This window comes from Aquabacterium sp. (genome assembly GCF_036273115.1).
Classification (GTDB): Bacteria; Pseudomonadota; Gammaproteobacteria; order Burkholderiales; family Burkholderiaceae_C; genus Aquabacterium.
Map to the genome: position 1 here is coordinate 60,419 of NZ_DASUIN010000019.1, position 23,581 is coordinate 83,999.

Below are 23,581 nucleotides of genomic sequence, written 5' to 3' on the forward strand. Positions count from 1 at the left end.
GTTAGAGGTCACGCCGTGCAGGTTCGGTTCTTGCCGGTGCGCTTGGCTTCGTAAAGGGCAATGTCGGCCCGCTCCAGTGCGCCTTCGATCGGCTCGTCGGTACGGTACAAGGTGACGCCCGCGGAGAAAGTGATGAACACCTTCTTGTCTTCGTGGGTGAAGAATTCGGCGCTCAAGGTGCGCTGCAGTCGGGTCAAGATCTGCTGCCCCTCGTCTACAGAGGTCTCAGGCAGGATCACAACGAACTCTTCGCCGCCGTAGCGCGCCACCACATCACCGGGGCGCAACAACTCGCCCACGCGACGTGCCAGGAACTTCAAGGCCTCGTCGCCCGTCTGGTGGCCCATCTGGTCGTTGAGCTTCTTGAAGTTGTCGACATCGAGCAAGCCGATCGACAAGGTTCCGCCTGAGCGCTCCATGCGGGCCTTCTCGGTTTCGAAGGCACGCATCATGCCGCGGCGGTTGGCAATCTGCGTCAATGGGTCGGTTGAGACTTCGTCAGACAGGCGCCGAATTTCGTCTTCCAGTTGCTTGACGCGCTCAGTCAGTTCGGTGGCGCGCGAATGCTCGGTATTCAAGCGCGATTGGGTTTGGGCCACAACCGACTGCACCGCGCGGCTTTCCTCCACCATTTCGCGCACCACGCCAGCCAGGCTTTCGAGGCTGTCGGCGGCGCCAATGGTGTCGGCATAGCGCGTCAGATTCGATTGGAAGCGGTCGGTAGTCGATCCCAGTTCGGCGATCTCCTGAAGCATCTGGTGAATCAGTTGCTTCAGGGCGGTTCGCGCGGCAATGCGCTCTTGCTTCAATGCATGTTGACGCTCACGCGTGTCAGCCAGCATTTGCTGCACGTGGCGCACCCCGCGGCTGTTGAGGCCCTCGGTCAACTGGTGGCGCATGGTAGTGCATTGGCCTTGCACCCAGGAATCGTCCTCCGACAGGTCCACCAGGCTGTCGGTCAGTGAGTGACACAAGTCGGTGAGCTGATCGAGTAGATGATGGCGGTGCTCGATGATGCGCCGCACCTGGTGACAAGCGTCGGTGACCTCGCCGCGCACCAGCTCATAGCGGGTCATTGGCATGGGCACTTCCTGGCTGTGCTCCAGCGCACGGGTCAGGTCAAGTGAGGCTTCTGCGGCCTGAATGTTCTGGGTTGGTAGCGCCACAGAAATGGTGGCGTGCAGCTGTTTGAGTGCGTGGGTGGCGATTTCAGGCCATGCCGCAGCAGCCTGGGGCTGCGTGCTCGATGGTGCGGCAGTCGTCGAGGTTCCCGCATTTGCGCTGGGGCTGGCCGTGGTCGGACTACTGGCGCTGTGGGTGCCAGCTGAACCGACTGCCGCCGAAGAAGAAGGGGCATCGGGTGTCTCTGCCACCGCATCGATCAGGCTGGAGTCGAGGGTGTCGCTGTCCCAGCTGCTGACCAACTGGTTCAGGCGCTGGTGCAGCAATTCACCCGAGCTGCGACTGCTTTGCAACACACGCTGCAGGCTGTCTTTCTTGCGCGCTGCCGTCCACTGACGGCCACCGCGTTCCGAGCCCTTGAGGATCCGGGTAATGAGGCTGGACCACCGTTCGCCACTGATGGGCTCGTTGTGCTCGCCCGAGGCAGTCGTTGCCACGGGCTCTTTGGCGGGGGTATCGACCTCAGGTGCGGCGGGTGTTGCGGCTGGTGTGCTTGCCGGCGGTGTGGTCGCAGGTTCTTCGACGATGCCTGACTCGGCCTCATACGCCTTGCGGTAGTTTTCCGGCGTGGGTTCGAGTCTTTGCTCTGCCATGCGACGCAGGGCGGCCTTGGCATAGGCGGCTGGCGTGTTGGCGGCGGGTGCGACTGGCGCAACGGGTTTGACACCGTTGGGCGCTTTGTTGGCTGCTTGGGCTTGGGCCGGTGTTTTGACCGGGGGCGTGTGAATCGGAGATTTGCGCATGGCCCAGTCTGATGAACAGGAAGGCTTTTACAGATTCGTGTGTGAGGCCATCACGACAGTGTCGTCATGACCACCGATGCGGGGCAAGGCCAAGCCTGAGCGCGTATCGGCCAGCCATTGTTCCACTTGTGCCGGTGGCATGGGGCGCGCAAACAGGAATCCCTGGCAGATATGGCATCCCAGATTGAACAGAACTTCCATTTGCGAGATGTTTTCCACACCTTCTGCAATGACCCGCAAACCCAGCGCGCGGGCCAAGGCAATGATGGCCGACACCACCGCGGAGCTTTGTGGTGTGACACCGATGTCGCGAACGAACGAGCGGTCAATCTTGACCTCGCTGATGGGCAAGGTGGTCAGGTAGGCCAACGACGAATAGCCAGTGCCGAAGTCGTCAATCGAAATTTCGGTGCCCAACTGGTTGAGTCGGTGCAGCGAGGGCACGACGCCCTGCAAGTCCTTCATCAGGCCGGTTTCAGTGATTTCCAGCTCGATGGAGCGGGGAGCCACTCCCAGGTCGCTGAGGATGCCCTGTATCTTGTCAACCAGGTCGGGTTGTTCGAACAAACGGCTGGGCAGGTTGACGGCGATGGACGCATTGAAGCCAAAGCGCTGTTCCCAGATTTGGGCCTGGCGTGCGGCTTCGCCGATGGCCCACAGGCTCATCTCGTTGATCAGGCCAGTGGCTTCGGCCAAAGGAATGAAATCGTTAGGCGGAATGATCTGGCCATCGCGAACCCAGCGCATCAGGGCTTCGGCGCCCACCATCTTGCTGGTGCGAACGTCGATCTTGGGCTGGTAGTACAGCACCAGTTCCTTGCGCTCCAGCGCCTTGTGCAAGGCGGTGTCCAGGTCCAGTCGAACTCGGCCCTTGCTGGCTTGCAATGGGTCGTAGAGCAGGGCGGTGTTACGCCCTTGGGTTTTGGCCAGGTCCATCGCCACATCGGCATGCCGAAGCAAGTCGGCGACCGTCAGACCATGAGACGGGAACACCGCCACGCCCACGCTGGCCGTGATGAAACATTCCTGACCGGACGCGACCATGGGCGCGCGCAGCGCCTGCAGGATGCGTGCAGCCGTTTCCATGGCCTCGGCCTCGTTGGCCACTTCTGGCAGCAACACCACGAACTCGTCGGCACCCAGGCGCCCCACCGCTTCCAAGGTCCGGTGCACGCGCTGGCCATTCATGTCCAGGCTGCCTTCCATGACCTGTTCCGAGTGGCGAACGCAGTTGCGCAGGCGGCGAGACACTTCCACCAACAGTTCGTCGCCAGCGTGGTGGCCGAGGTTCTCGTTGATGATCTTGAAGCGATCCAGGCCGACTTGCAGCAAGGCCACGCAGTGATTCAAGCGTTTGGCGTGCTCAATGGCGCGCTCGCTGCGCCAGAACACCTGACGGCGATTGGGCAGGCCGGTGAGGGTGTCGAAATTGGCCAGGTGCTTGATCTTGTCTTCCGCGACGCGCCGGTCGGTCACGTCCTGCACGATGCCGGTGTAACCGATCAGATTCGCCAGTTCGTTGAATTCGGGCTCGGCCTCAATGTGCAGGATGCGCTGGCGGCCGTCAGGCAAGCTGATCTGGATGTCGTTGCACAGCACCGTACCGTGGTCAACCACCTCGCGCAAGATGCGCAGGAAACCACGTTGCTCTTCTTTTGGCATGAGGCGCACGATGCGGCGCAGCCCCATTTTTTCATTGGGGCGCAGGCCGAACACCCGCATGCCCTCGAGAGAAAACACCAGATCACCGGCGCCTCTGCGCCAGTCAAAGCTGCCCATGCGGGCCAGATCCTGGGCGCGAGCCAGTTTGGCCTTGCTGCGCTCCAGCTCGACGCGGGTGCGAGAGGCACGCAACAGATACCGCAGGCGACCGGCCAACAGGCTCCACTGATTGCACTTGACGAAAAAGTCGGTCGCGCCGACTTCATAAGCGCGGGTGATGGACGCCTCGTCGTCCAGACCTGTCAGCATCAACACGGGCACCGATTCATAGCCTGGCAACTGACGCAGCTCCAGGCAGGTGGCAAAGCCATCCAGGCCAGGCATGACCGCATCCAGCACCACCACATCGGGGGTGCATTCCGGAATCAGTCGCAAAGCCTGCTCACCTGAGCTGGCTTCCGTGATCGAGAAACCCCGCTCGCGCAAGGCGATGGAGGTCAGCAGCAAGTTCACCTCGTCGTCATCGACGAGAAGAACCCGAGGCTGTTGCTCGTTGATGTCGTCCAGGAATGGGTTGTCCAAAGTCATGCTTTGGGCTCCAGCAGCAGGCGCAAACCCGCCAGCACCCGGTTGACTTCAAGCGGGATGTCTCGAATGCGAGGGCTCAGGTCTTCGCCTGACTGACGACGGATCATGGTTTCCACTTCGGCACACTGCTGAGACAACTTGAGTGCCCCAATGCTGGCTGAAGACGATTTCAGAGTGTGGACGACGTGAAGAATGCCCGCATTGTCCTGTGCCTGGATCGATTCTTCGAGTTGTGGGATCAATCGGCCGACCGAGGTTTCAAACGCCTTGGCCACCCGTTCGATCAATTTGTTATCCCCCTTGGGGTCGAGTTCTCGCAGACGGCGCAGTGATTCGGTGTCAAAAATCGCTTCAACCGACACTTCCGGGGCCGCGGCGGTTGCCGCAGGCTGTTCAATGCCGCCAGCGGCTGCCGCTGCGGCTGTGACCGCAGGGGGAACAGGAAGGGTGGCAGGTGTTGGAGCCAAGGCCTTTGCCCCCGTTGCGGGCGCCGCGGTTGTGGCGGGCACGGGCACAGGCGCGGGATTGGCCGGGCCGGCGTGTTCCAACAAGACCTTCTGCAGTTGGCTCTGGCGGAAAGGCTTGGAGAGGTAGTCGTCAAAGCCTTGGTCCAGGAAACGTTGTTCATCGCCTTCCAGCGCGTTGGCTGTGACAGCGATCACCGGGGTGTGGGGTGGGGTGACAAAGGTGAAGCGGTTGTTCGAGCCTTTGCGGAACCACGTCAGAGCCTCGATGCCGTCCATGCCGGGCATCTGAATATCCATCAGGATCAGGTCGTAGCGCTGCTCGCCGAGGCGGCGCAGACCTTCCAGGGCCGAGTTGGCCACCTTCACCTCACAGCCCAGGCGACGCAGCATCTGGCTGCACACTTCCTGGTTGACCGCGTTGTCTTCCACAACCAGCACGTGCTTGTTCAGGCGAACCGACTCGTGCGGGGTGTCGCCCAATTCGGCGGAAATGCCCAAGATGGCCTGGCGAAGTTCACCCTTGCGCAAAGGCTTGGGCACGAAGCGCTGGAAACCGGCTTCCTGGGCGCGGCGCACATCGTCGGGCGAGGACACGGACGACAGCAGCACCATCTTCAGATTGGGGTAGCGACCGCTGGCTTTGAGGGCCTCGGCCAGCCCCTGGCCGTCCAGACGCGGCATGTTCATGTCGACCAAGGCGAGGTCGAAATCGGCGTCCTGACGCGGGTGGGCCATCAGAATGTCGAGGGCATCCTGGCCATCGTGGGCCAGCGTGACACGCATGCCCCAGGCCGACAGCATGTTTTCCAGCACCGTGCGGTTGGTTTCGTTGTCATCGACCACCAGCACGTTGAAAGAGGGCATCTCAGGCTCTTCCAGCATGGCCATGTCGGCTTGGGTCACGCCCACCGTCACGGGAATGCGGAACACGAACTCGGAGCCTACCCCTGGCGCACTGTGGGCTTCGATCTGACCGCCCATCAATTCGACCAACTGCTTGGAAATGGCCAGCCCCAGGCCGGTGCCGCCGTAGCGACGGGCCATGCCCACGTTCGCCTGCACGAAGGCGCTGAACAGGCGCGGAATCATGTCGGACGGGATGCCAATGCCCGTGTCGCGCACCATGAATTCCAGTTCCATTGATTCGGAGCCAGCCGAGCGCGTGTCAGAGGAACCAATGGCGCGACGGATGTCGACCACCACCTCACCATGCTCGGTGAACTTGATGGCGTTGGCCACCAGGTTGGTCAGAATCTGACGCAGGCGCAGCGGGTCGCCATGAATGACCGCAGGCAAGCCGGGCTGTTCGCGGAAGCTCAGCTCCAGGCCCTTTTCATGGGCGCGCGGAGCCATCAACTCCAGCGTGTCTTCAACCAGCGTGCGCAGAACGAAATCGCTGTTGGCCAGCTCGAGTCGACCGGCTTCGATCTTGGCAAAGTCGAGGATGTCGTTGATGATTTCCAGCAGGCTTTCGCCAGAGCGGTACACCGCCTGGGCGAAGCGTCGCTGTTTGTCATTCAGGGGCGTGCCCAACAGCAATTCGGTCATCCCCAGAATGCCGTTCATGGGGGTGCGGATTTCATGGCTCATATTGGCCATGAACTGGCTCTTGGCCTGGCTGGCGGCCTCGGCCATGTCGCGTGCGCGCTCCAGTTCCATGGCCTGCCGGTGTTCGTCTGTCACATCAGAGACCAGACCGTAGATGCGCGATTGACCATCGGCCAGGCGGCGCGCGCGGGTGCGATGACGCACCCAACGCAGCCCCTTGGTGGGGTGCTGCAGGCGCAGCAGCGCATCGGTGGGCTCGTTGTTGGCTTCCTTGATTTCCTGTTCGGCCAGCAACGGTTGGTCTTCTGGCACCAGGAGCGAACGAACCAGAGCAGGGTTGGACAGAATCTGATCGGGTGGCACCCCCCAAACCTCTTGCGTACGCGGGCTGAGGTAGTGGAAGTGGTTGCGATGCTCGCTGGCCACGTAGACACAGTCTTCCATCGACTCCACCAGTTCGCGGAATCGACGTTCAGATTCTTCCAGATCGGCCTGAGCCTGACGCGAAGCTGTGATGTCTCTCACCAGTGAAATGAGCAAGCGGGGGCGGCCATTGCTGTGTCGCAGCGCGAAGTGGCGCGCGTTGACGACACGGTTGCCTTGCTCATTTTGCCATGTGAAATCGTGTTCGATGGTCTGGCCAGATTCGACGGCTTGTTGCATATAAGGCTGTGTCATTCGTAACACATCATTGCCCAATGCATTCGCAATCGATTTGCCCACCACGCGGTCGCGCTTGATACTGAATTCCAGCTCGGTGTAGCGGTTGATCGCCACCACATTCAAGTTGACTGGGTCGAGCACGAACAAGCTGACGGGCAGGTTGCCCAGCAGGGCCTCCAGGAATTCTCGTTCCTGTTCGCGCACATGCTCCTGTGCCTTGCGCTTGGTGATGTCGGTGAACAGGCACACGTATTGGTTGCGCGAGCCCGTCTCGTCCAGCATCTGAATGGCATCGATCTCACCCCAGTAGCGGGTGATGACCTGACCATCCTGGCGCGACGCTTCATAGGGCAGACGGAACGGCACGCCCTTAGCGAATTGCTCCTCCAGCTCCTTGACCGCGCGGCCATCGGTCACTTCCTTGGACAGCAGTTCGGACAGCTTGCGGCCAATGACTTTTTCCTCAGGCCAGCCCGTCAGGGTGCTGAACGCGGTGTTGACCCATTCGACGGTGCCATCGCGATCGGTCAGGGCGACCCCGCTGCTGATGCGCGTTGCCACCAGGGTCAGGCGGCCCAGATGTTCGGCGCTGTGCGCCATGTGGGTGAGGTTTGCTTCGCGTTGTGCCACAAACCCCAATTGCACGGCGGCGATGTCGAGCACCGGTGTGATCTCGTGCGTGATCTGGGCTGGGTCATCAAACTCGAGCAGGGCCACGGGCCAGCCGTCTACCGAAACGGGCAGGGCCAGAACGCGGCGTGTGTTGGGCGCGCGCCAGGGGCAATTGGCCGAGGGCTGCGCCGGGACGGAACTGACCGTGGGGCGCAGAGATGACAGGGCCTGGCCCAGCGGGCGTTCGTCGCGTTGAGTCGCGGCCAGGGACGACACATCGATCAGGTCGCCGGTGGCGCTGGTGACGTCCAGCCAGGGGCGAAGCAAGGCCGCTTCCTTGTTCCATCCTTCGACGCGCAGACAAATCCAGGCGCGAGAGCCCAGATATTGATGCAAAACAGAGCCGACCTGGTTCAGGGCCTGCGCCAGCGAGGGCGCGTGCTGGGCCAGTTCGGCGATGTCACGGCTCAGCGTCAGCCATCTCTCGGTGGCAGCCAGTCGTTCGCGTGCCAGATCCTCTTCCGTTGACATCACCAAGGTGTTGTCAGGAGGATGCGTACTTCCGGGTTGATCCGGGGCCGGTTCGAACTGCTGTCTGGCTAAATACCCAATACCGGCAGATGCCCAACCTGACAAAGCCAGGCCCAGACCAGCCCAACCCCATAGCCAGTAAGACAGTGTGGTCATGACCAGTGCACCCAGGCCAAAAAATACAGGCCAGGGAGAGCGCGTCGAATTCAGATCCTGCGGCATTGCCTTGTCAATCCTTGGGAAGTTACCCGCACCGCCAGGATTACGGCGGGGCATACTTGAAACAATCGTCAGTTATTTCACGAACTTTACCGTGCCCGATAAAACTTTAACCAGCAGAACAAACCCCTTGCAGACGTCCTTACAATGATTTGGATGCGGAGCGACGAAGATTTTTCCTCCCTGTTTGGTCGATATTTCCAAGGGCATTTGGCAGCATGGGTCTGCTGGGTGCTGCTTGGAATAGGGGTGCTGGCGGGCGCGTCTGCGCTGGGCCTGGAGGCGTGGGTACTGGTGGCGATTGCCATGGTCTGGCTGGGCTTGGGTGGCTTGTGGCTGCAGCGCGACGCCGTGCATGCCGCTGAGCCTGAATCGTCGGCCCGCCATGATGCCGCACCTGTATTGCCGCCAGACACACTGCCGGTCTGGTCCGAATGGATAACAGGCTGGTATTGGCAAACCGACAGCAGTCATCGTTTGCAACTGCTGAAACCCGGGATGGGGCTGGATTCCGACTCGACCAATTGGGACGGGGCGCATCAATGGGTGATCGAAAACCCCAATTGGTTTGACTGCTGGCAGCATTGCGATGCGTTGCCCTGTGCGGCTTCGCTTGGGCGCATGCGTTTTGCCATGCAGCACCAGCAGCCCTTGGTCGAGGCCGTCGAATTGCAATTGCCTCAGCAATTGGGTTGCAGTCAGGGGCAATGCCTGGTCAAAGCGCATCCTCGTTGGAGCGCCGATGGTGCCTTTGCCGGATACCACGGTGTGATCGAGCCTGTCTCGGTGAAGGTGTCTGCTCCTGCCGTTTCGCAAGTCGAGGCCGACTCGCCGTCCAACGGAACGGTCGTGCCCACCCCCATGACCGAGTCGGACCAGGAAGTACTGCGCTATGCCTTGTCGCACGACCTGCGTGCGCCGCTGCGGGTGGTCGATGGCTTCACTCGCATCGTCAAGGAAGACTATGCCAAGGTGCTCGATCGAATGGGCATGGATCACCTGGATCGCGTCTTGTCGGCCGCGGCACGCATGAACGGGATGATCGATGCCATCCTGGCGCAAGCTCAGTTGGCCGGCGCGCCCCTTCAGCGCGAATACATTGATCTGACCGCGTTGTGCGAAGACATCGTCTCCGAGATGGGGGGCATGGCGGGAGGAGCTGGTGCAGCGAAATTTGACATTGCGCCAGGCCTGTCGGTCGAGGCCGATCCCATCCTGGTCAGGCGTGTGCTGGAAAACCTGCTGAGCAATGCCCTCAAATACAGCGCCAAGGTGGAGTCGCCCTTGATCGAAGTGGGCGTCATGCCAGCCACGAACCCCGCCGTGTTCTTCGTGCGAGACAACGGCGCAGGGTTCGACATGCAGCGGGCTGACAAACTATTCGGTTTGTTCCAACGCATGCACAGCGCCAAGGAATTTCCGGGAACGGGGGTGGGCTTGGCTGGCGTGCACAACATCATCCGACGTCACGGCGGCCAGGTGTGGGCTGAAGCCAGCCCTGGAAAAGGCGCTTGTTTCTATTTCACCTTGATGGGAACTGCGGAGGCTCAGCAGCGAGCAGCCCGCCAGGCTGCTTGACCTTGGTCAGCCCTCATGGGCTGGGTGAGGGCGGTTGATTCGCGCCGCCCTTACCACTCCGATCAAATCGATCCGAGTCCCGCCAGGACTTCTTGCGCGCCCAGTAGCCGATCGCACAAGGCATCGAGGGTGCGACCTTCCTGAGTGGCTTGTTGCGTGAGCTTGTCTAGCGCTGCTTGTCGCGTCAGCGAGTGGCGATGCATCACGATGCCCACTGCGAGCGCGACCGGTTGGTCCAGCGGGTTGTTGCTGGGCGTGGCAGGAGCGGGCACCGCAGGGGGCGTGGGGGCTTGCGCGACTGCGGGCTTGGGGGGCGCCGCGGTCACCACAACGGGTGCGGCAGGCGCAAGTAACTCAGCCTGAGTGGCAATCACAGGTGCGGATGGCGCGGGTGAGGCAGCCGGCGTCGCCGCGGCCACTTTCGCGTCAGCCCCGGAGGATTCGCTGCCACCGGTGGCGGGGACAGCCTGCAGAGAAGGGGCTTTGGCTCGGTTTGCAAAAGCCGCTTCGACCGCCGGGACGATTTGCTGAATGTCCAGCGGCTTGACCAGATAGGTCAAGGCCCCCAGCTTCTTGACTTGGTTGACGGTGGCCTCGTCGGTGAAAGCCGACAGGAACATGAACGGGATCTGGCAATACTCGCGCAGGTACGCGGCGACGTCGAAGCCGGACTTGCCTTCCATGCGGATGTCGAGCAGGGCCAGTTCAGGGCGGTGCTGACGTGCAAGCAAAATGGCGTCGTCCCCGTTATCGGCGTCGATGACCTCGTACCCTGCTTGGGACAGACCATGCGTCAGCGTAGCCAAGACCAGCCGATCATCGTCCACCACCAAAATTTTGCCTTTGTTCTCCACGCACACCCTCTGTGACTGCCCGTCCGCTGATTTTGCGGGCTGTTATTATCGCCGTTTAACGGATTGAATATTCGCGAGGTATTCCCTGTAACGCCTATTGTGGCCAAAGAGCGATCTGATGGCCAGAGGCTGCACCTGATGCGTGGGGGATTTGCGGTAAATGAATACCCGGTGGCGTCAATTCAATGTGGGTCAGAACGTGCTCGCCTTCCTGGCTCAGATTGAATTTGGAGCTGCGGCGAGGCAGCAGGGCGCGCACCAGGCCTAATCCCGACACACCTCCAGGCACCCTGGCAAGGTTGAACCCTTCGGGCAGTTTGCCTTGGTTGTGAATGTCAATGCTCACCTGGGATTCCTGGCTGTGAACATGGCAGACCAGCGGTGTGGCCTGGTTGCCGTGCTTGTGAGCGTTGGTCAGCAGTTCGTTCAAGCTCAAGGCGATCGGGATCGACTCGGCTTCGGGCAGCAGCCATTCCCCGACATGCTCACCTTCGAAGGTCAGTGAAATCGGGCGGCCGAAGGTGCGCTGCACGGAATTGGAGATCGCCTCGATCACGTTTTTCAGCCGCAGGGGGCCACCTGCGCCAACCTGCAGGCCGTAGACCTGGGCGATGGCCTGTACCTGCCCGACCACCTCGGAGATCACTGCCGCGACCTCAGGCTTGCGGGCGGCGATTTGCTGTAGCAACCCCGCGACACCCTGGAGGTTGTTCTTGATGCGGTGGTGCACTTCCTTGACCAGCATTTCGCGCTGAGCAATGGCGGCATCGAGTCGGGCCTGTTCAGCCTTGCGTTGTTCGGTGACATCGGTGGCCACCAGCAACAGCTGGTCAACGGCCTGCCCCTCGCGGTGGAGAGGTTGATAGTTCACGTCCCAGATCTGGTTGGCGGCTTTGCCCGCAACCACATACTCACGGTGCAAGGGCTGTCCGTTGTCGAGGCTGGCATGCATGTCGTCGCGCATCACGCGGGCACGGTTGGTCTCGAAGAGGTCTTCGGGACCCATGCCCAAGGCTTTGGACGAGTCCATTTGCAGGAACGCCGATGCCGCCTGATTGGTCTGAACGACTTTCAGGGTGCGGGCATCCATCAGGGTGATGGCCATGGGCGCCATCTCGATGATGCGCTGCAGGGTGGCCTGTGCTTCTGCCGTCTGGGCTTCGGCCTGGCGGCGACGATCAATGTCGAGCAGGGCGTAGGTGATCTGCCGCTGGTTGAACTCGCCCAGGGTCACAACGGCATTGCCCACCACCCAGAACACGCGGCCATCGCGGCCTACCACCTGGCATTCGAAGGTGTGGGTCTGACCGTCTTGCAGGTGCTCCAGATAGTCGGTCATCCGGAATGGATGGTCGATATCGGAGGTGGCGACCGTGCTCAGCGGCTGGCCCACGAAATCGGCCAGATCACCCGCAAACATGCGCCGGGCCGAGCGGTTCATCCAGGCAATGCCTTGGTTGTCGAGGGTCACGATGCCCACGAATACCGAGTCCAGAATCGCGCGGGTACGGTCAGCCTGCAAGGTCAGGTTCTGCTCAGCGCGGTGGCGGTCATCCACATTCACGAAAGAGGCGATGAAGCCTTCCTCGGCGCGGTTCTGGTTCACCAGCCGCAGCGCCACTTCCGCCCACAGCGGTGTGCCGCGGCGATGGCGCAGGGCGCGCTCGCCTTGCCAGTGGCCCAGGCTGCGCAGCACGCTCATGACGTCTGGCTCGGAGTTGGTGTCGACCTCGGTGGCATACAAGCCGGTGAGGTTGCGGCCCACCAGGCTGCCCGACTCGTCGCCGATCAGGTGCGACAAGGCGGGGTTGGCGCTCTGGATGATGCCGTCGCGCACGAAGGCAATGCCCACCCCGGAGAGCGAAAACATCAGGTCGCGGTCACGCCCCAAAGCTTGCAACTGGGCTTGCTGAGCGCGAATGCGGGTGATGTCGGACAAGACAGCGATGACTTCAAGCTGGGCGCGCGAATCACCAATACGGCGCAAGGACAGTCCGTACCAGCGCGGGTTTTGCCCGGGCACCACGATTTCGAGCTCGGTTTCATACTGCCCCCCGCTTCGCAGTTCGGATGTGGACTGCGTCATGACCCGGTTGATGCGGGGATCTTTGGTGACCAGGGTGTCGATGCGTTGCCCGGCTGTGGTGCCGGGCGTGAGCCCCAGCATGCGTTCGAAGCGGCGGTTACAGCGCAGCACCACATCGCCGCGCATGTAGGCAATGCCCGCGGGCGTGCTGTCCAGAATCGTGCTGAGTTCGTGCAGCAACTGTTCCTGGTTCAAGCCTTTGTCTGCCCCGCTTTGAATGGTCATGCTGGCCTGGCCCGAGGCGATGGAGGTAGAGCCCTGGGCTTCCTGGATTGCACACAGGTATCGGCGTGGGCGCGCCGGGTCAACCTGTGCCTGATTCCAGACCTGGCTGTTCACCGGTTTGCCCGGGCCTTGCCCCATTTGTCGGGGCAGCGTGGCCTGGCCTTTGAGGGGGCCATCCTCGGGGCCGAGGGCTAGCAGGGTCAAGGGGGCATCCCAGCCACAGAGCCGTTGCAGTGCGGGGCTGGCCTGTGCCAAGGTGGTCCCGGGCGGAACGGCATGACCCAGCAAACGGCTCAATGCCGCATTGCTGCGCTGCACCTGACCATGCTCGTTGAATTCAAGCATGGCCAAGGGCACCAGATCAAACCAGGCATCGTCGGCGTGCACTGCTGGGTTCATTGGTGCTCAGGGCTTGGGTTGAACGACAACACCAGGCATCTTGCCTGAATAGTCTTTGGGCAGGCGCGACAGGCCTGCGGCCAGACGCTGTGCCATGCCGCGGTAGAGCTGGGCCACGCGGCCATCGGGCTCTGTCACCATCGTGGGGCGGCCGCTGTCGGCCTGCACGCGAATGTTCAGATCCAATGGCATGGCACCCAAGGCGGGTACCCCGGTTTCCTGCGCCAGGCGCTTGCCGCCGTCTTCGCCAAAAATGTGAGCTTCGTGGCCACAGTTGGGGCAGTGGTACACCGCCATGTTTTCAATCACACCCAGAACGGGCACGCTGACTTTCTCGAACATGGTCAAGCCTTTGCGGGCGTCGAGCAGCGCGATGTCTTGTGGGGTGGTCACGATCACCGCGGCCGTCAGGGGCGCACGCTGGCTCAGCGACAGGTGGATGTCGCCCGTGCCGGGGGGCATGTCGACGATCAGGTAGTCGAGCGGGTGATTGGGCTGCCCCCAGTTGGACAGCCGCAGCAACTGATCCAGGGCCTGGGTGGCCATGGGGCCGCGCCAGATGGCCGGGGCGTTTTCGTCAATCAGCAGGCCGATCGACATCATCTGAATGCCGTGATTGACTGGTGGGTTGATGGTCTTGCCGTCGGGGCTTTCGGGTTTGCCGCTCAGGCCCAGCATCAGGGGCTGACTGGGGCCGTAGATGTCGGCATCCAGCAAGCCGACGCTGGCGCCCTCGGCGGCCAAAGCCAGGGCCAGGTTGACGGCGGTGGTGCTTTTGCCGACGCCGCCTTTGCCTGATGCCACCGCAATCACATTGCGTACGCCAGGCAGGGGGGCTTGCCCACGAGGCGCCGCGTGCGTTTGTACTTCGGTGCTCCAGCTGACTTCGACGGTACTGATGCCGGGGATCGACTTCAAAGCTTGTTCGATCAAGTCGGCGTACTCAGCCCAACGGGAACGAGCGGGATAGCCCAGGGTGATGTGAACCTGAGCCACGCCGTCGCTCACTTTCAGCGAGCGCAATTGCCGCCCACTGACCCAGTCCTGCCCTGTCAAAGGGTCGTTGACCGCGCGCAGGGCCTCGACTGCAGCGGTTTCCAGGGGGGAGGAGGGGGTAAAAGCGGTCGAATTCATGCAAAAAACAGAAAGCTGGTGTACGGCCAGCTCGTAAAACAAGGGCGAAGATGCAAGTTTGAGGCAAGTTGCCAGGGTAGTCAGTCTAGCGCGCCCTAAAATCAGGGTCTCCCCCCAAATTGCCGAACCATGCCACGCCAGCTTTTTGTCACCACCGCGCTGCCCTACGCCAACGGCCATTTCCACATTGGCCACATCATGGAATACATCCAGGCCGATATCTGGGTGCGTTTCCAGCGCATGCAGGGCAATCAGGTGCATTTTGTCGGCGCCGACGATGCGCACGGTGCCCCCATCATGATCGCCGCCGAGAAGGTTGGCAAAACCCCGCAGCAGTTCGTGGCTGATATTGCAGCGGGTCGCAAGCCCTATCTGGATGGGTTTCACATCAGTTTTGACCACTGGTCGAGCACCGACAGTGCCGAGAACCATGAACTGGCACAGAGCATTTACAGGGCATTGAAGGCCGAAGGCCTGATCGATGTGCGCCCGATCGAGCAATTCTTTGACCCAGAAAAGGGCATGTTCCTGGCCGATCGCTTCATCAAGGGCGAGTGCCCCAAGTGTGGTGCCAAGGACCAGTATGGCGATTCGTGCGAGGTGTGTGGTGCGGTGTATGCCCCCACCGAGTTGAAGAACCCGTTCTCGGCGCTGTCTGGCGCCACGCCTGTTCTGAAAACCTCGGATCACTACTTCTTCAAGTTGTCTGATCCCCGCTGCTTCGACTTCCTGCAAAGCTGGACACAAGACGGCAAGTTGCAGCCTGCTGTGGCCAAGAAGATTCGCGAGTGGTTCACCAAGGATGAAAACGGCGAAGGCGGCTTGGGCGACTGGGACATCAGCCGCGATGCGCCTTATTTCGGCATTGAGATCCCGGATGCGCCGGGCAAGTATTTCTATGTGTGGCTGGACGCGCCAATTGGCTACCTGGCCTCTTTGAAGAGCTACTTTGCCGCAGGGGGACCAAAAGCCAGGTATGGCGAGACCCGCAGTTTTGACGAGTTCATGGCTGACCCGAATGTGGAGCAGGTCCACTTCATCGGCAAAGACATCACCTACTTCCACACCCTGTTCTGGCCCGCGATGCTGAAGTTCAGCGGCCGCAAGCTGCCGAATCAGGTCAACGTGCACGGCTTCATGACCGTGAACAACGGTGAAAAGATGTCCAAGAGCCGTGGCACGGGTCTGGACCCCTTGAAGTACCTGAGCCTGGGCATGAACCCAGAATGGCTGCGCTACTACATTGCCGCCAAGTTGAATGCCAACGTGGAAGACGTGGACTTCAACAAAGACGACTTCATGGCCCGGGTCAATTCGGACCTGGTGGGCAAGTACATCAACATCGCCAGCCGCGCTGCAGGCTTCATTGCCAAGCGTTTTGCTGGGCAGTTGACGGCCGCCATTGGGGCCGATGGGCAAGCGCTGTTGAGCCAATTGCAGGCGGGTCGCACGGCCATTGCAGAGCAGTACGAGCAACGTGAACTGGGCAAGGTGCTGCGCGAGATCATGCTGCTGGCCGACCGTGTCAACGAATACGTTGACGCCAACAAGCCCTGGGAACTGGCCAAGCAAGAAGGTCAAGATGCCCGTTTGCAAGAGGTGTGCACGGTCTGTATTGAAGCCTTCCGCTTGTTGAGCATCTACCTCAAGCCGGTTTTGCCGGCATTGGCTGCCAATGTGGAAGCCTTCCTGAAGGTGGATGCCATGGGCTTTGATGATGCAGCCAAGTTGCTGGGCGCCCATGTGATTGGCGAATACAAGCACCTGATGCAGCGTGTGGACGTGAAGATGCTGGATGCGCTGTTCGAGCCGCCTCCTGCCCCGGTTGTTGAATTGCCGAAACCAGGCGGAGAGGACATTGCCCCGGTCATTACCATCGATGATTTTGTGAAGGTGGACTTGCGGGTGGCCAAGATCGTGAATGCCGAGCACGTGGAAGGCAGCACCAAGCTGTTGCGCCTGACCTTGGACGTGGGTGAGGGCCGTACACGCAATGTATTCAGCGGCATCAAGGAAGCCTATAAGCCTGAAGACCTGATCGGCAAGCTGACGGTCATGGTGGCCAACCTGGCTCCGCGCAAGATGAAGTTCGGCGTGTCGGAAGGCATGGTGCTGGCCGCGTCACATGCCGATGAAAAGGCCAACCCTGGGGTGTTTGTGCTTGAGCCTTTCCCTGGGGCACAACCAGGCATGCGCATTCGCTGATGGCGTGAATCTGTCGATTTCGCTTGCTTGCACACAAAAGCCCGGCCATGCCGGGCTTTTTTATTTGGGCAATGGCGAGTCGTCTTGAACAGGATCAAGTGTGCGGTTTGCAACATTTACCTGCATCAAGAAACCTGTACCTTGGCAGGGTTTGTCCCGTATCAAATCGTGAAAACTGGCCAGCCGGCATTCTGGCGCCTTTCGTCGATTGTGGCTGTTACGTGCAGTCGAACCAAGGTGATTCAACATGGCCATCGAGCTATACAAAGACGCCCATCACCAATGCCTGATGTTCACGGATCTCAGCCGTGAACACGGTGACGCGGTGCCGTCCAACCAGTTCCTGATCGTCAATCGCGATACGGGTGCCATCATCGATCCGGGTGGCAATGTGGCTTACAACGAGCTGTACATGGGCATGATGAAGTATTTCCCGCCCCAGAGACTGGCGGCGATCCTGGCCTCGCATGCTGACCCTGACATCATCGCTTCGCTGGATCGTTGGATGACTGGTACAGCCGCCCCGCTATACATCTCCAGGATCTGGGAGCGCTTTGCGCCGCATTTCTGCAAGCCCGGTAAAACGACCAACCGTGTGATTGGCATTCCCGACGAGGGCATGCGCATTCCCATTGGTGACAGTGTTTTGCTGGCGCTACCTGCTCACTTCCTGCATGCGGAAGGCAATTTCCAGTTTTACGATCCGATCAGCAAGATTCTGTTCTCGGGTGATCTGGCTGCGAACTTTGTCGGCCCGGATATGCCGGCCGGCACGGTGATTCCCTCTTTGCCACCCATGCTGGCCTCGATGGAGGGCTTCCACAAGCGCTACATGGTGTCCAACAAGATCCTGCGGTTGTGGGCCCGCATGGTCAAAAAGCTGGATATTCAGATGATCGTGCCCCAGCATGGCCGTCCGCTGGTGGGTTCAGCCGTGCCTGAGTTCATCGAGTGGGTGCAGGATCTGGAGTGCGGTATTGATCTGATGACGCAGGACCACTACGCGCTGGTCTGACGTTTTCTGCGGCGAAGTTGATTCAGGACCCTTGCTGCCAGCCGCCGCCAATGGCCTTGTACAGCAGTACGGTGGTCAGCGCGCGGGCGGTCTGGGTTTGAATCAGCTCGTCTTCCTTTTGCAGGGCTTGCAGCTTGGCTTCCAGCACGGGTTGCAGCAGGCCTGAACCCTCCTGGAACAGGTGGTCGGCGTGCTCGGCCCCTTCCTGCGCGATTTGCCAAGCCGATCGCAATTTGTCGGTGCGGTGGTCCAGCGCGCGTCGGGCACTGTAGGCGTTTTCAACGTCTTCCAGCGCACTGAGCACGGCTTGCTCATACTGAATGCCAGCAGCTTGCAGACGGGCATCGCTGGCAGCGATGTGGGCGCGAATGCGTCCAGCATCAAACAGCGGTAGCTTCACCCCGGCACTCAAACCCAGCAGATTGGGCGTGGTGGAAGGCAGGCCGGAAATCTCGATGTGCCCTTCCTGTGCCACAAACCCCATGTAGAAGCGGGGCAACAAGTCGGCTTTGGCGCTACCCAGTCGGGCAGCCTGGGCCCGAACCAGATTGGCTGTGCCGCGCACATCCGGGCGTCGCTCCAGTACCTCTGCGGGCAGGACTGTTGGCAGTGGATCAGGGATCAGGCTGCTGCCCGGGGCAGGCAGCGGAATTTGCGGAGGCAGGCGGTTGATCGATTCCGGGGTGCGACCAGTCAGCACGGCCAGGCGTCTGATGCGGGCCGAAAGCAGACTTTGCAGCGGGGCCTTGAGTGATTGCAGTGTTTCGACCTGGGTGCGAGCGCGGTCGACGTCAAAGCGTGTGGCATGGCCGGCGTCAAAGCGTCCTTGTGCGTATTGCTGGAGGCGTTGCGCCACGGCAATGCTGTTATCGAGCACCTGTTGCCGGCGCTCCAGGCTGCGTGCTTCGAAATAGTTGCTCGCAATGTCGGCGGCCACCAGCATCTGGGCACCATGCTGCTTCTCCTGCATACCCAGAACAGCCTGCCGGGCAGCATCTCGGTCGCTGCGCCGAGCACCGAACAGGTCGACCTCCCAGGCCGCACTCAGGCCGCCGGCAGACAGCGATGCGTATCGGGTGTCGGCCGGAACCGTGATGGGGCCGATAGGACCTGTTTCCGGGTAGTCCAGGCGATTGCGACTGGTCAGCCCGACCAGATCCACCGTGGGATACAAGGCCGATTCGGCCATGGTCACGGTGGCGCGAGCTTCCTTGACCCGCTCCATGGCAATCCGGATGTCTGCATTCGTGTGCAGACCTTGTTCGATCAGCTGGGTCAGATAGCTGTCGCCAATGCTTTCCCACCAACGCGCCAGGGCAACAGGGGCTTGGTCTCCCTGTGCCTGCTCGAAGGATGTGGGGGTATCTGGCCCCTGCGGCAAGGCCACTTCAACGGTGCTGCAGGCCGTGGTCAGGCTGGCAGCGAGGATCAAAGGCAAGTAGCGAAGTTGAAGGGGGGACTTGGCAGGGGAGAGCATGGGGTCCAGCGTGAATCAGGCCGCTGCGAGCGGGGCTGCAGCGGTGGAGGCGTTGGCCAGTACCAGCGCAATGGCAGCCGAAGCCACCCGGGTGCGCTCGCTGGCCGCGGCGTTGTTGAGGATGATGGGCACTTGGGCGCCGAGCAGAATTTCGGCAGCCACGGCACCAGCCATGAAGGTCAGTTGCTTGGCCAGCATGTCGCCCACCTCGATGTTGGGCACCACGAGCACATTGGCCTGGCCAGCGACATTCGACTTCAGGCCCTTGGCGTGGGCGGCGGCCGGGCTGATGGCCGAGTCAAACGACAGAGGACCATCGATGTCGCCACCCTGGATCTGGCCGCGCTCGGCCATCTTGCACAGAGCGGTGGCATCGGTCGACGACAGCAAGGCGCTGCTGATCGAATCGGCAGCCGACAGGATCGCGACCTTGGGCTTCATGCCCAGGGTGTTGACCAGATCGATGGCGTTTTGAACGATGTGGCGCTTGTCTTCCAGGGTGGGCTGAATGATGAGAGCCCCGTCGGTGATGACCAGAGGCTGGCTGTAGTCAGGCGAGTCCACCAGATAGACATGACTCATGCGGCGATCGGTGCGCAGGCCGGTGGTGCGATTGAGCACCGCATGCAAGGTTTCGTCCAAAGGCATGGCGCCTTGGAACAGCACCTTGGCGTCGCCGCTGCGGGCCAGTTGAATGGCTGCTTCGATCGAGGCCGAAGGGGTGGTGGCCTCCACCCAGGAGCAACCAGTCAGGTCGAGTTGGTTGTCTTCCGCGACGCGTTTGATCTGCTCGCTGGGGCCCACCAGAATGGGTTTGATCAGGCCAGCTTGCGCGGCTTGCAGGGCATTGGTCAGCGAGCTCACATCGCAGGGGAATGCGACCGCAGCGGGAATGGCCTCGTGCTGCTCGCAGTGGGTGAGCAGTTGATGGAAGTGCGGGTGGCGACGCAGTTGCAGGTCGGGCAAGGGGGCCGACTCGCGACGAACCTTGGTGGTGGGGGCCATCACTTCGGCCGAGCCGGAGATCACGGTCTTGCCCGCCTGGTTGGTGCACACGCAGTCCAGCGAAACCAGATTCTTTTCTGGGCTCTTGGCGGAGACGGTCACGGTGACCGTGATGACGTCGCCCAGGCAGACGGGGCGCTGGAATTTCAACTGCTGGCTCAGGTAGATGGTCCCAGGGCCAGGCAGCTTGGTGCCCAGCACAGTCGAGATCAAGGTGCCACCCCACATGCCGTGGGCAATCACTTTGTGAAATGGTGTCTGCGCTGCGTAGGCTTCGTCCAGGTGGGCGGGGTTGACGTCGCCACTGAGGATGGCGAACAGGTCAATGTCGTCCTTGTTCAGAACGCGGGTGATGGAAGCGGAATCGCCCACGGCGATTTCTTCGAAGGTCCGGTTCTCAAGCAGTTGGGGTTTGATGGTCAGCGTCATGTTCGTGTTGTCTGTTCAGACTGCAGGTTTTTTTAGTGCTCACGAACATAACTGCCTGGCGCGTCAGAAAGTATCATTTTGTTTCCGGGTTTTCCCGTCTTGGGGGGGGAAACCCGCCCAGACGAGTGGTCGGCCAACCATTGTTGCCAGGCCGGCCACCACGAGCCTTCGTGCGCGGGGGCCTGCTCCAACCAAGCCTCGGGTGACAGGTATTTGCCACCAGCGGGTCGATACCGAATCTGGTAGCTGCGATGGGGGTGTCCGGGTTCGCTGACGATGCCGGCGTTGTGGCCACCGTTGGTCAGCACAAAGGTCAGGTCAACCGGCAGCAGGTGCAGCTTGAAGACCGATTTCCAGGGGGCCACATGATCGGTCTTGGTGCCCACGGCAAAGCAGGGCACCTGGATGTCGGTGAACCAGATGGGGTGGCCATTGACCTCGTAACGCCCGGTGGCCAGATCGTTGTGCAGGAACAATCGGTGCAGGTACTCGGAGTGCATGCGATAGGGCATGCGCGTGGTGTCGGCATTCCAGGCCATCAAGTCGTTGGGCTGGTAGCGCTGGCCCAGCATGTACTCTTTGAGAATGCGAGACCAGATCAGGTCGTTGCTGTTGAGTAGCTGGAAGGTGCCGGCCATCTGCGCGCCTTTGAGGTAGCCCTGCTCCCACATCATGGCCTCTATCAGGTTCACCTCGCTTTCGTTGATGAACAGCAGCAACTCGCCCGCCTCAGTGAAGTCACCTTGTGCCGCAAACAGGCTCATGGAAGCCAGACGATCATCGCCATCGCGGCCCATGGTGGCAGCCGCGATCATCAAGATGGTGCCGCCCAGGCAGTAGCCGACCGCGTGAATTTTTCGCTTGGGAACGATCTCCGAGACCGTGTCGATGGCCGCCATCACGCCATCGCGGCGGTAGTCTTCCATGCCTTTGTCGCGCTCGTGGCTGGTGGGGTTCTTCCAGCTGATCATGAACACCGTGTGGCCTTGGTCAACCAGGTACTTGACCAGTGACTTCTGAGGCGACAGATCCAGAATGTAGTACTTCATGATCCATGCTGGCACGATGAGTATGGGTTCGGCGTGAACCTTCTCAGTCGTGGGCGTGTACTGGATCAGCTCGATCAGGTCGTTCTGGAACACCACCTTGCCTGGCGTGATGGCGACGTTCTCGCCCACTTTGAATCGGTCCACACCGGCTTCAGGCAAACCTCGAATCAGCCGCTGGTAGTCGTCGGCAAAATTCATGGCGCCGCGCACCCAGTTGAGACCGCCTTCCTGCATGGTGGCATTGAGCACTTCCGGATTCATCCACGGAATGTTCGACGGAGCCATGATGTCCAGCCAGTTTCGAGCGGCAAAGGAGGCGACATCTTCGGTCTTATGGCTCATGCCCGGGACATCATGGGTGGCACGTTCCCAGGCGCGCTCCAGAACAAGGAAGTTCTGGGCGTACAGGTTGAATGGCCACTGCGACCAGGCGGGCGCCTGGAAGCGTTTATCGCCGGGGTGACAGGAAATCGGACCTGTGGTGCCATCGTGATGTGCGGCCTGGAAGGGCAGAGCGTGGGTGGCGAGATCCGGGCAGACTTGCATCATGTCTTGCAGCATCTTCCACATGACATCCATTTGCTTGCCCGGCGAGAGGGTCAGGTGCGCGGCCCAATCGAGGTACACCAGGGCAGCCTGCACAGGCGACAGTCCCTTGAACATCTGACCGATTTGCGCGTGAACGGTGCGGTCCACATTGCGCAGCAATTCCGACACCAGGTCGGCTTGCGGTTCCGAAGGGGATGGGGTCGGTGTATCCATGAAACGAGTCTCCTGGTGTCAGCCCTGACGGGCGAGCATGGCTCGGAATCGAGCCAGGGCGATGACGAGAAAGAAAGCACCAGCGGCTGCCACAGCCAACAACTGAGGCCAGACGATGTCGATGCCAGCGCCCCGGTACAACACGGCTTGAGTCAGTTTGACGAACTGTGTGGTGGGTGAAATTTGAACCACATTCTGAATGCCCAGGGGCATGCTTTCGACCGGGGTGGCTGCACCAGACAAGAGGTATAGCACCACATACACCGGCGCCGCCAGTAAACCGAACTGTGGCATGGACGAGGCCATGGTGGCCAGGAAAATGCCCAATGCGGTGGCCGCAAACAAATACAGCGCGGTGCCCAGCAGGAACAAGCCTACCGATCCCGCCAGCGGCACTTGCAAAATGAGGTGCACCACCAACCACAACGACAAGGCTACGGCCACCAGGATCACGCCCCCATTGGCCAGAATCTTGGCCATGGCGATTTCGCTGGGGCGCACGGGCATGACCAGCAAGTGCTCAATGGTGCCGTGCTCGCGCTCGCGGATCACGGCGGCCCCCACGAGGATGATGGCCAGCACAGTGACATTGGTGATGATCTGCATCACCGCGGTGAACCAGTGCCCCTGGTTATTGGGATTGAACAGAATGTGGATGACAGGGCGCGTGGGCAACCACGATTCAATGCCCTTGGCATGGAAGAAGTCGAGCAGTTCACGCGTGAAGATGTCATTGAGATACAGCACGCCCAACCCCGCTTGGGTCATGGCCGTGGCATCGACCGTGAGCGACAAGGCTGGTGTGGTGCCGGCCAGCACGCTGGCTTCGAAGCGTGGAGGGATTTCAATGATGAAGATGAACTCGCCCCGGTCCAGGGCTGCTCGGGCGTCGCGCCGGTCGATGTCAACCGGGGGGGTGAAATAGGGCGGTTGAATGCCATCGCGCAAGCGCCGAGACAGCGCGGAATGGTCGGCATCGATGATGGCTACGGAGGCATGGGCTACCTCTGCCTTGACCCCTTTGGCCGTGCTGTAAATGGCCACCGAAAAGGCAAACAGAATCAGCGCCATCAAAGGCACGTCGCCAAAGAGGCTGCGCAACTCTTTCATGGACAGTCGCATCACATTGGCCAACCATTGCCGCATGC

At 61.0% G+C, this 23,581-nt stretch carries 13 protein-coding genes; 3 read left to right on the forward strand and 10 right to left on the reverse strand.

Annotated elements, in window-relative coordinates; genetic code table 11:
- Positions 1-8: 8 nt before the first annotated feature.
- From VFW72_RS07255 to VFW72_RS07265, 3 genes are read right to left on the reverse strand one after another with little or no spacing between them, the layout of a single operon-like run.
- Positions 9-1,925: a GGDEF domain-containing protein gene (locus tag VFW72_RS07255; RefSeq protein ID WP_329673614.1), complete on the reverse strand. Its 1,917-nt coding sequence runs from the start codon at positions 1,923-1,925 to the stop codon at positions 9-11.
- Between the two features lie 27 nt (positions 1,926-1,952).
- Entirely contained in the window at positions 1,953-4,175 is a 2,223-nt protein-coding gene (locus VFW72_RS07260) for a putative bifunctional diguanylate cyclase/phosphodiesterase (protein WP_329673615.1), read from the reverse strand.
- A complete protein-coding gene (locus tag VFW72_RS07265) occupies positions 4,172-8,152 on the reverse strand; it encodes a response regulator (RefSeq protein WP_329673616.1) in 3,981 nt (1,326 codons plus the stop codon). Before VFW72_RS07265 ends, VFW72_RS07260 begins: the two co-directional genes overlap by 4 nt.
- Positions 8,153-8,371: 219 nt before the next feature.
- Between VFW72_RS07265 and VFW72_RS07270 the strand changes: the two genes are divergently transcribed.
- Complete coding sequence (locus VFW72_RS07270; protein ID WP_329673617.1) at positions 8,372-9,793, forward strand: sensor histidine kinase; 1,422 nt, start codon at positions 8,372-8,374, stop codon at positions 9,791-9,793.
- Between the two features lie 62 nt (positions 9,794-9,855).
- Here the strand turns inward: VFW72_RS07270 and VFW72_RS07275 are convergent, their stop codons facing one another.
- From VFW72_RS07275 to apbC, 3 genes are all read right to left on the reverse strand, one after another.
- Positions 9,856-10,620: a response regulator gene (locus tag VFW72_RS07275; RefSeq protein ID WP_329673618.1), complete on the reverse strand. Its 765-nt coding sequence runs from the start codon at positions 10,618-10,620 to the stop codon at positions 9,856-9,858.
- Between the two features lie 121 nt (positions 10,621-10,741).
- The gene (locus VFW72_RS07280; RefSeq protein ID WP_329673619.1) at positions 10,742-13,357 is read right to left on the reverse strand and encodes a PAS domain S-box protein; all 2,616 of its coding nucleotides are present in this window, start codon (positions 13,355-13,357) and stop codon (positions 10,742-10,744) included.
- Positions 13,358-13,363: 6 nt separating this feature from the next.
- Positions 13,364-14,491: an iron-sulfur cluster carrier protein ApbC gene (apbC, locus tag VFW72_RS07285; RefSeq protein WP_329673620.1), complete on the reverse strand. Its 1,128-nt coding sequence runs from the start codon at positions 14,489-14,491 to the stop codon at positions 13,364-13,366.
- Positions 14,492-14,620: 129 nt separating this feature from the next.
- Between apbC and metG the strand changes: the two genes are divergently transcribed.
- On the forward strand, positions 14,621-16,696 hold the full coding sequence (metG, locus tag VFW72_RS07290; RefSeq protein WP_329673621.1) for a methionine--tRNA ligase: 2,076 nt from the start codon (positions 14,621-14,623) through the stop codon (positions 16,694-16,696).
- Positions 16,697-16,943: 247 nt separating this feature from the next.
- A complete protein-coding gene (locus VFW72_RS07295; protein WP_329673622.1) occupies positions 16,944-17,711 on the forward strand; it encodes an MBL fold metallo-hydrolase in 768 nt (255 codons plus the stop codon).
- A gap of 22 nt (positions 17,712-17,733) precedes the next feature.
- Here VFW72_RS07295 and VFW72_RS07300 read toward each other — a convergent pair whose 3' ends face one another.
- The 4 genes from VFW72_RS07300 to VFW72_RS07315 are packed head-to-tail and all read right to left on the reverse strand — an operon-like array spanning position 17,734 to position 23,579.
- Entirely contained in the window at positions 17,734-19,188 is a 1,455-nt protein-coding gene (locus tag VFW72_RS07300) for an efflux transporter outer membrane subunit (protein ID WP_329673623.1), read from the reverse strand.
- A 15-nt stretch (positions 19,189-19,203) separates the two neighbouring features.
- Entirely contained in the window at positions 19,204-20,622 is a 1,419-nt protein-coding gene (locus VFW72_RS07305; RefSeq protein WP_329673624.1) for a bifunctional enoyl-CoA hydratase/phosphate acetyltransferase, read from the reverse strand.
- A gap of 32 nt (positions 20,623-20,654) precedes the next feature.
- A complete protein-coding gene (locus VFW72_RS07310; RefSeq protein WP_329673625.1) occupies positions 20,655-22,433 on the reverse strand; it encodes a PHA/PHB synthase family protein in 1,779 nt (592 codons plus the stop codon).
- A gap of 18 nt (positions 22,434-22,451) precedes the next feature.
- On the reverse strand, positions 22,452-23,579 hold the full coding sequence (locus VFW72_RS07315; RefSeq protein WP_329673626.1) for an ABC transporter permease: 1,128 nt from the start codon (positions 23,577-23,579) through the stop codon (positions 22,452-22,454).
- Positions 23,580-23,581 lie beyond the last annotated feature (2 nt).

What these genes read in the sequence shown, in the direction of transcription:
- VFW72_RS07255 (WP_329673614.1), bottom strand. Translation starts at nt 1,925, where the DNA reads ATGCGCAAATCTCCGATTCACACGCCCCCGGTCAAAACACCGGCCCAA.
- VFW72_RS07260 (WP_329673615.1), bottom strand. Translation starts at nt 4,175, where the DNA reads ATGACTTTGGACAACCCATTCCTGGACGACATCAACGAGCAACAGCCT.
- VFW72_RS07265 (WP_329673616.1), bottom strand. Translation starts at nt 8,152, where the DNA reads ATGACCACACTGTCTTACTGGCTATGGGGTTGGGCTGGTCTGGGCCTG.
- VFW72_RS07270 (WP_329673617.1), top strand. Translation starts at nt 8,372, where the DNA reads ATGCGGAGCGACGAAGATTTTTCCTCCCTGTTTGGTCGATATTTCCAA.
- VFW72_RS07280 (WP_329673619.1), bottom strand. Translation starts at nt 13,357, where the DNA reads ATGAACCCAGCAGTGCACGCCGACGATGCCTGGTTTGATCTGGTGCCC.
- apbC (WP_329673620.1), bottom strand. Translation starts at nt 14,491, where the DNA reads ATGAATTCGACCGCTTTTACCCCCTCCTCCCCCCTGGAAACCGCTGCA.
- metG (WP_329673621.1), top strand. Translation starts at nt 14,621, where the DNA reads ATGCCACGCCAGCTTTTTGTCACCACCGCGCTGCCCTACGCCAACGGC.
- VFW72_RS07295 (WP_329673622.1), top strand. Translation starts at nt 16,944, where the DNA reads ATGGCCATCGAGCTATACAAAGACGCCCATCACCAATGCCTGATGTTC.
- VFW72_RS07300 (WP_329673623.1), bottom strand. Translation starts at nt 19,188, where the DNA reads ATGCTCTCCCCTGCCAAGTCCCCCCTTCAACTTCGCTACTTGCCTTTG.
- VFW72_RS07305 (WP_329673624.1), bottom strand. Translation starts at nt 20,622, where the DNA reads ATGACGCTGACCATCAAACCCCAACTGCTTGAGAACCGGACCTTCGAA.
- VFW72_RS07310 (WP_329673625.1), bottom strand. Translation starts at nt 22,433, where the DNA reads ATGGATACACCGACCCCATCCCCTTCGGAACCGCAAGCCGACCTGGTG.
- VFW72_RS07315 (WP_329673626.1), bottom strand. Translation starts at nt 23,579, where the DNA reads ATGCGGCAATGGTTGGCCAATGTGATGCGACTGTCCATGAAAGAGTTG.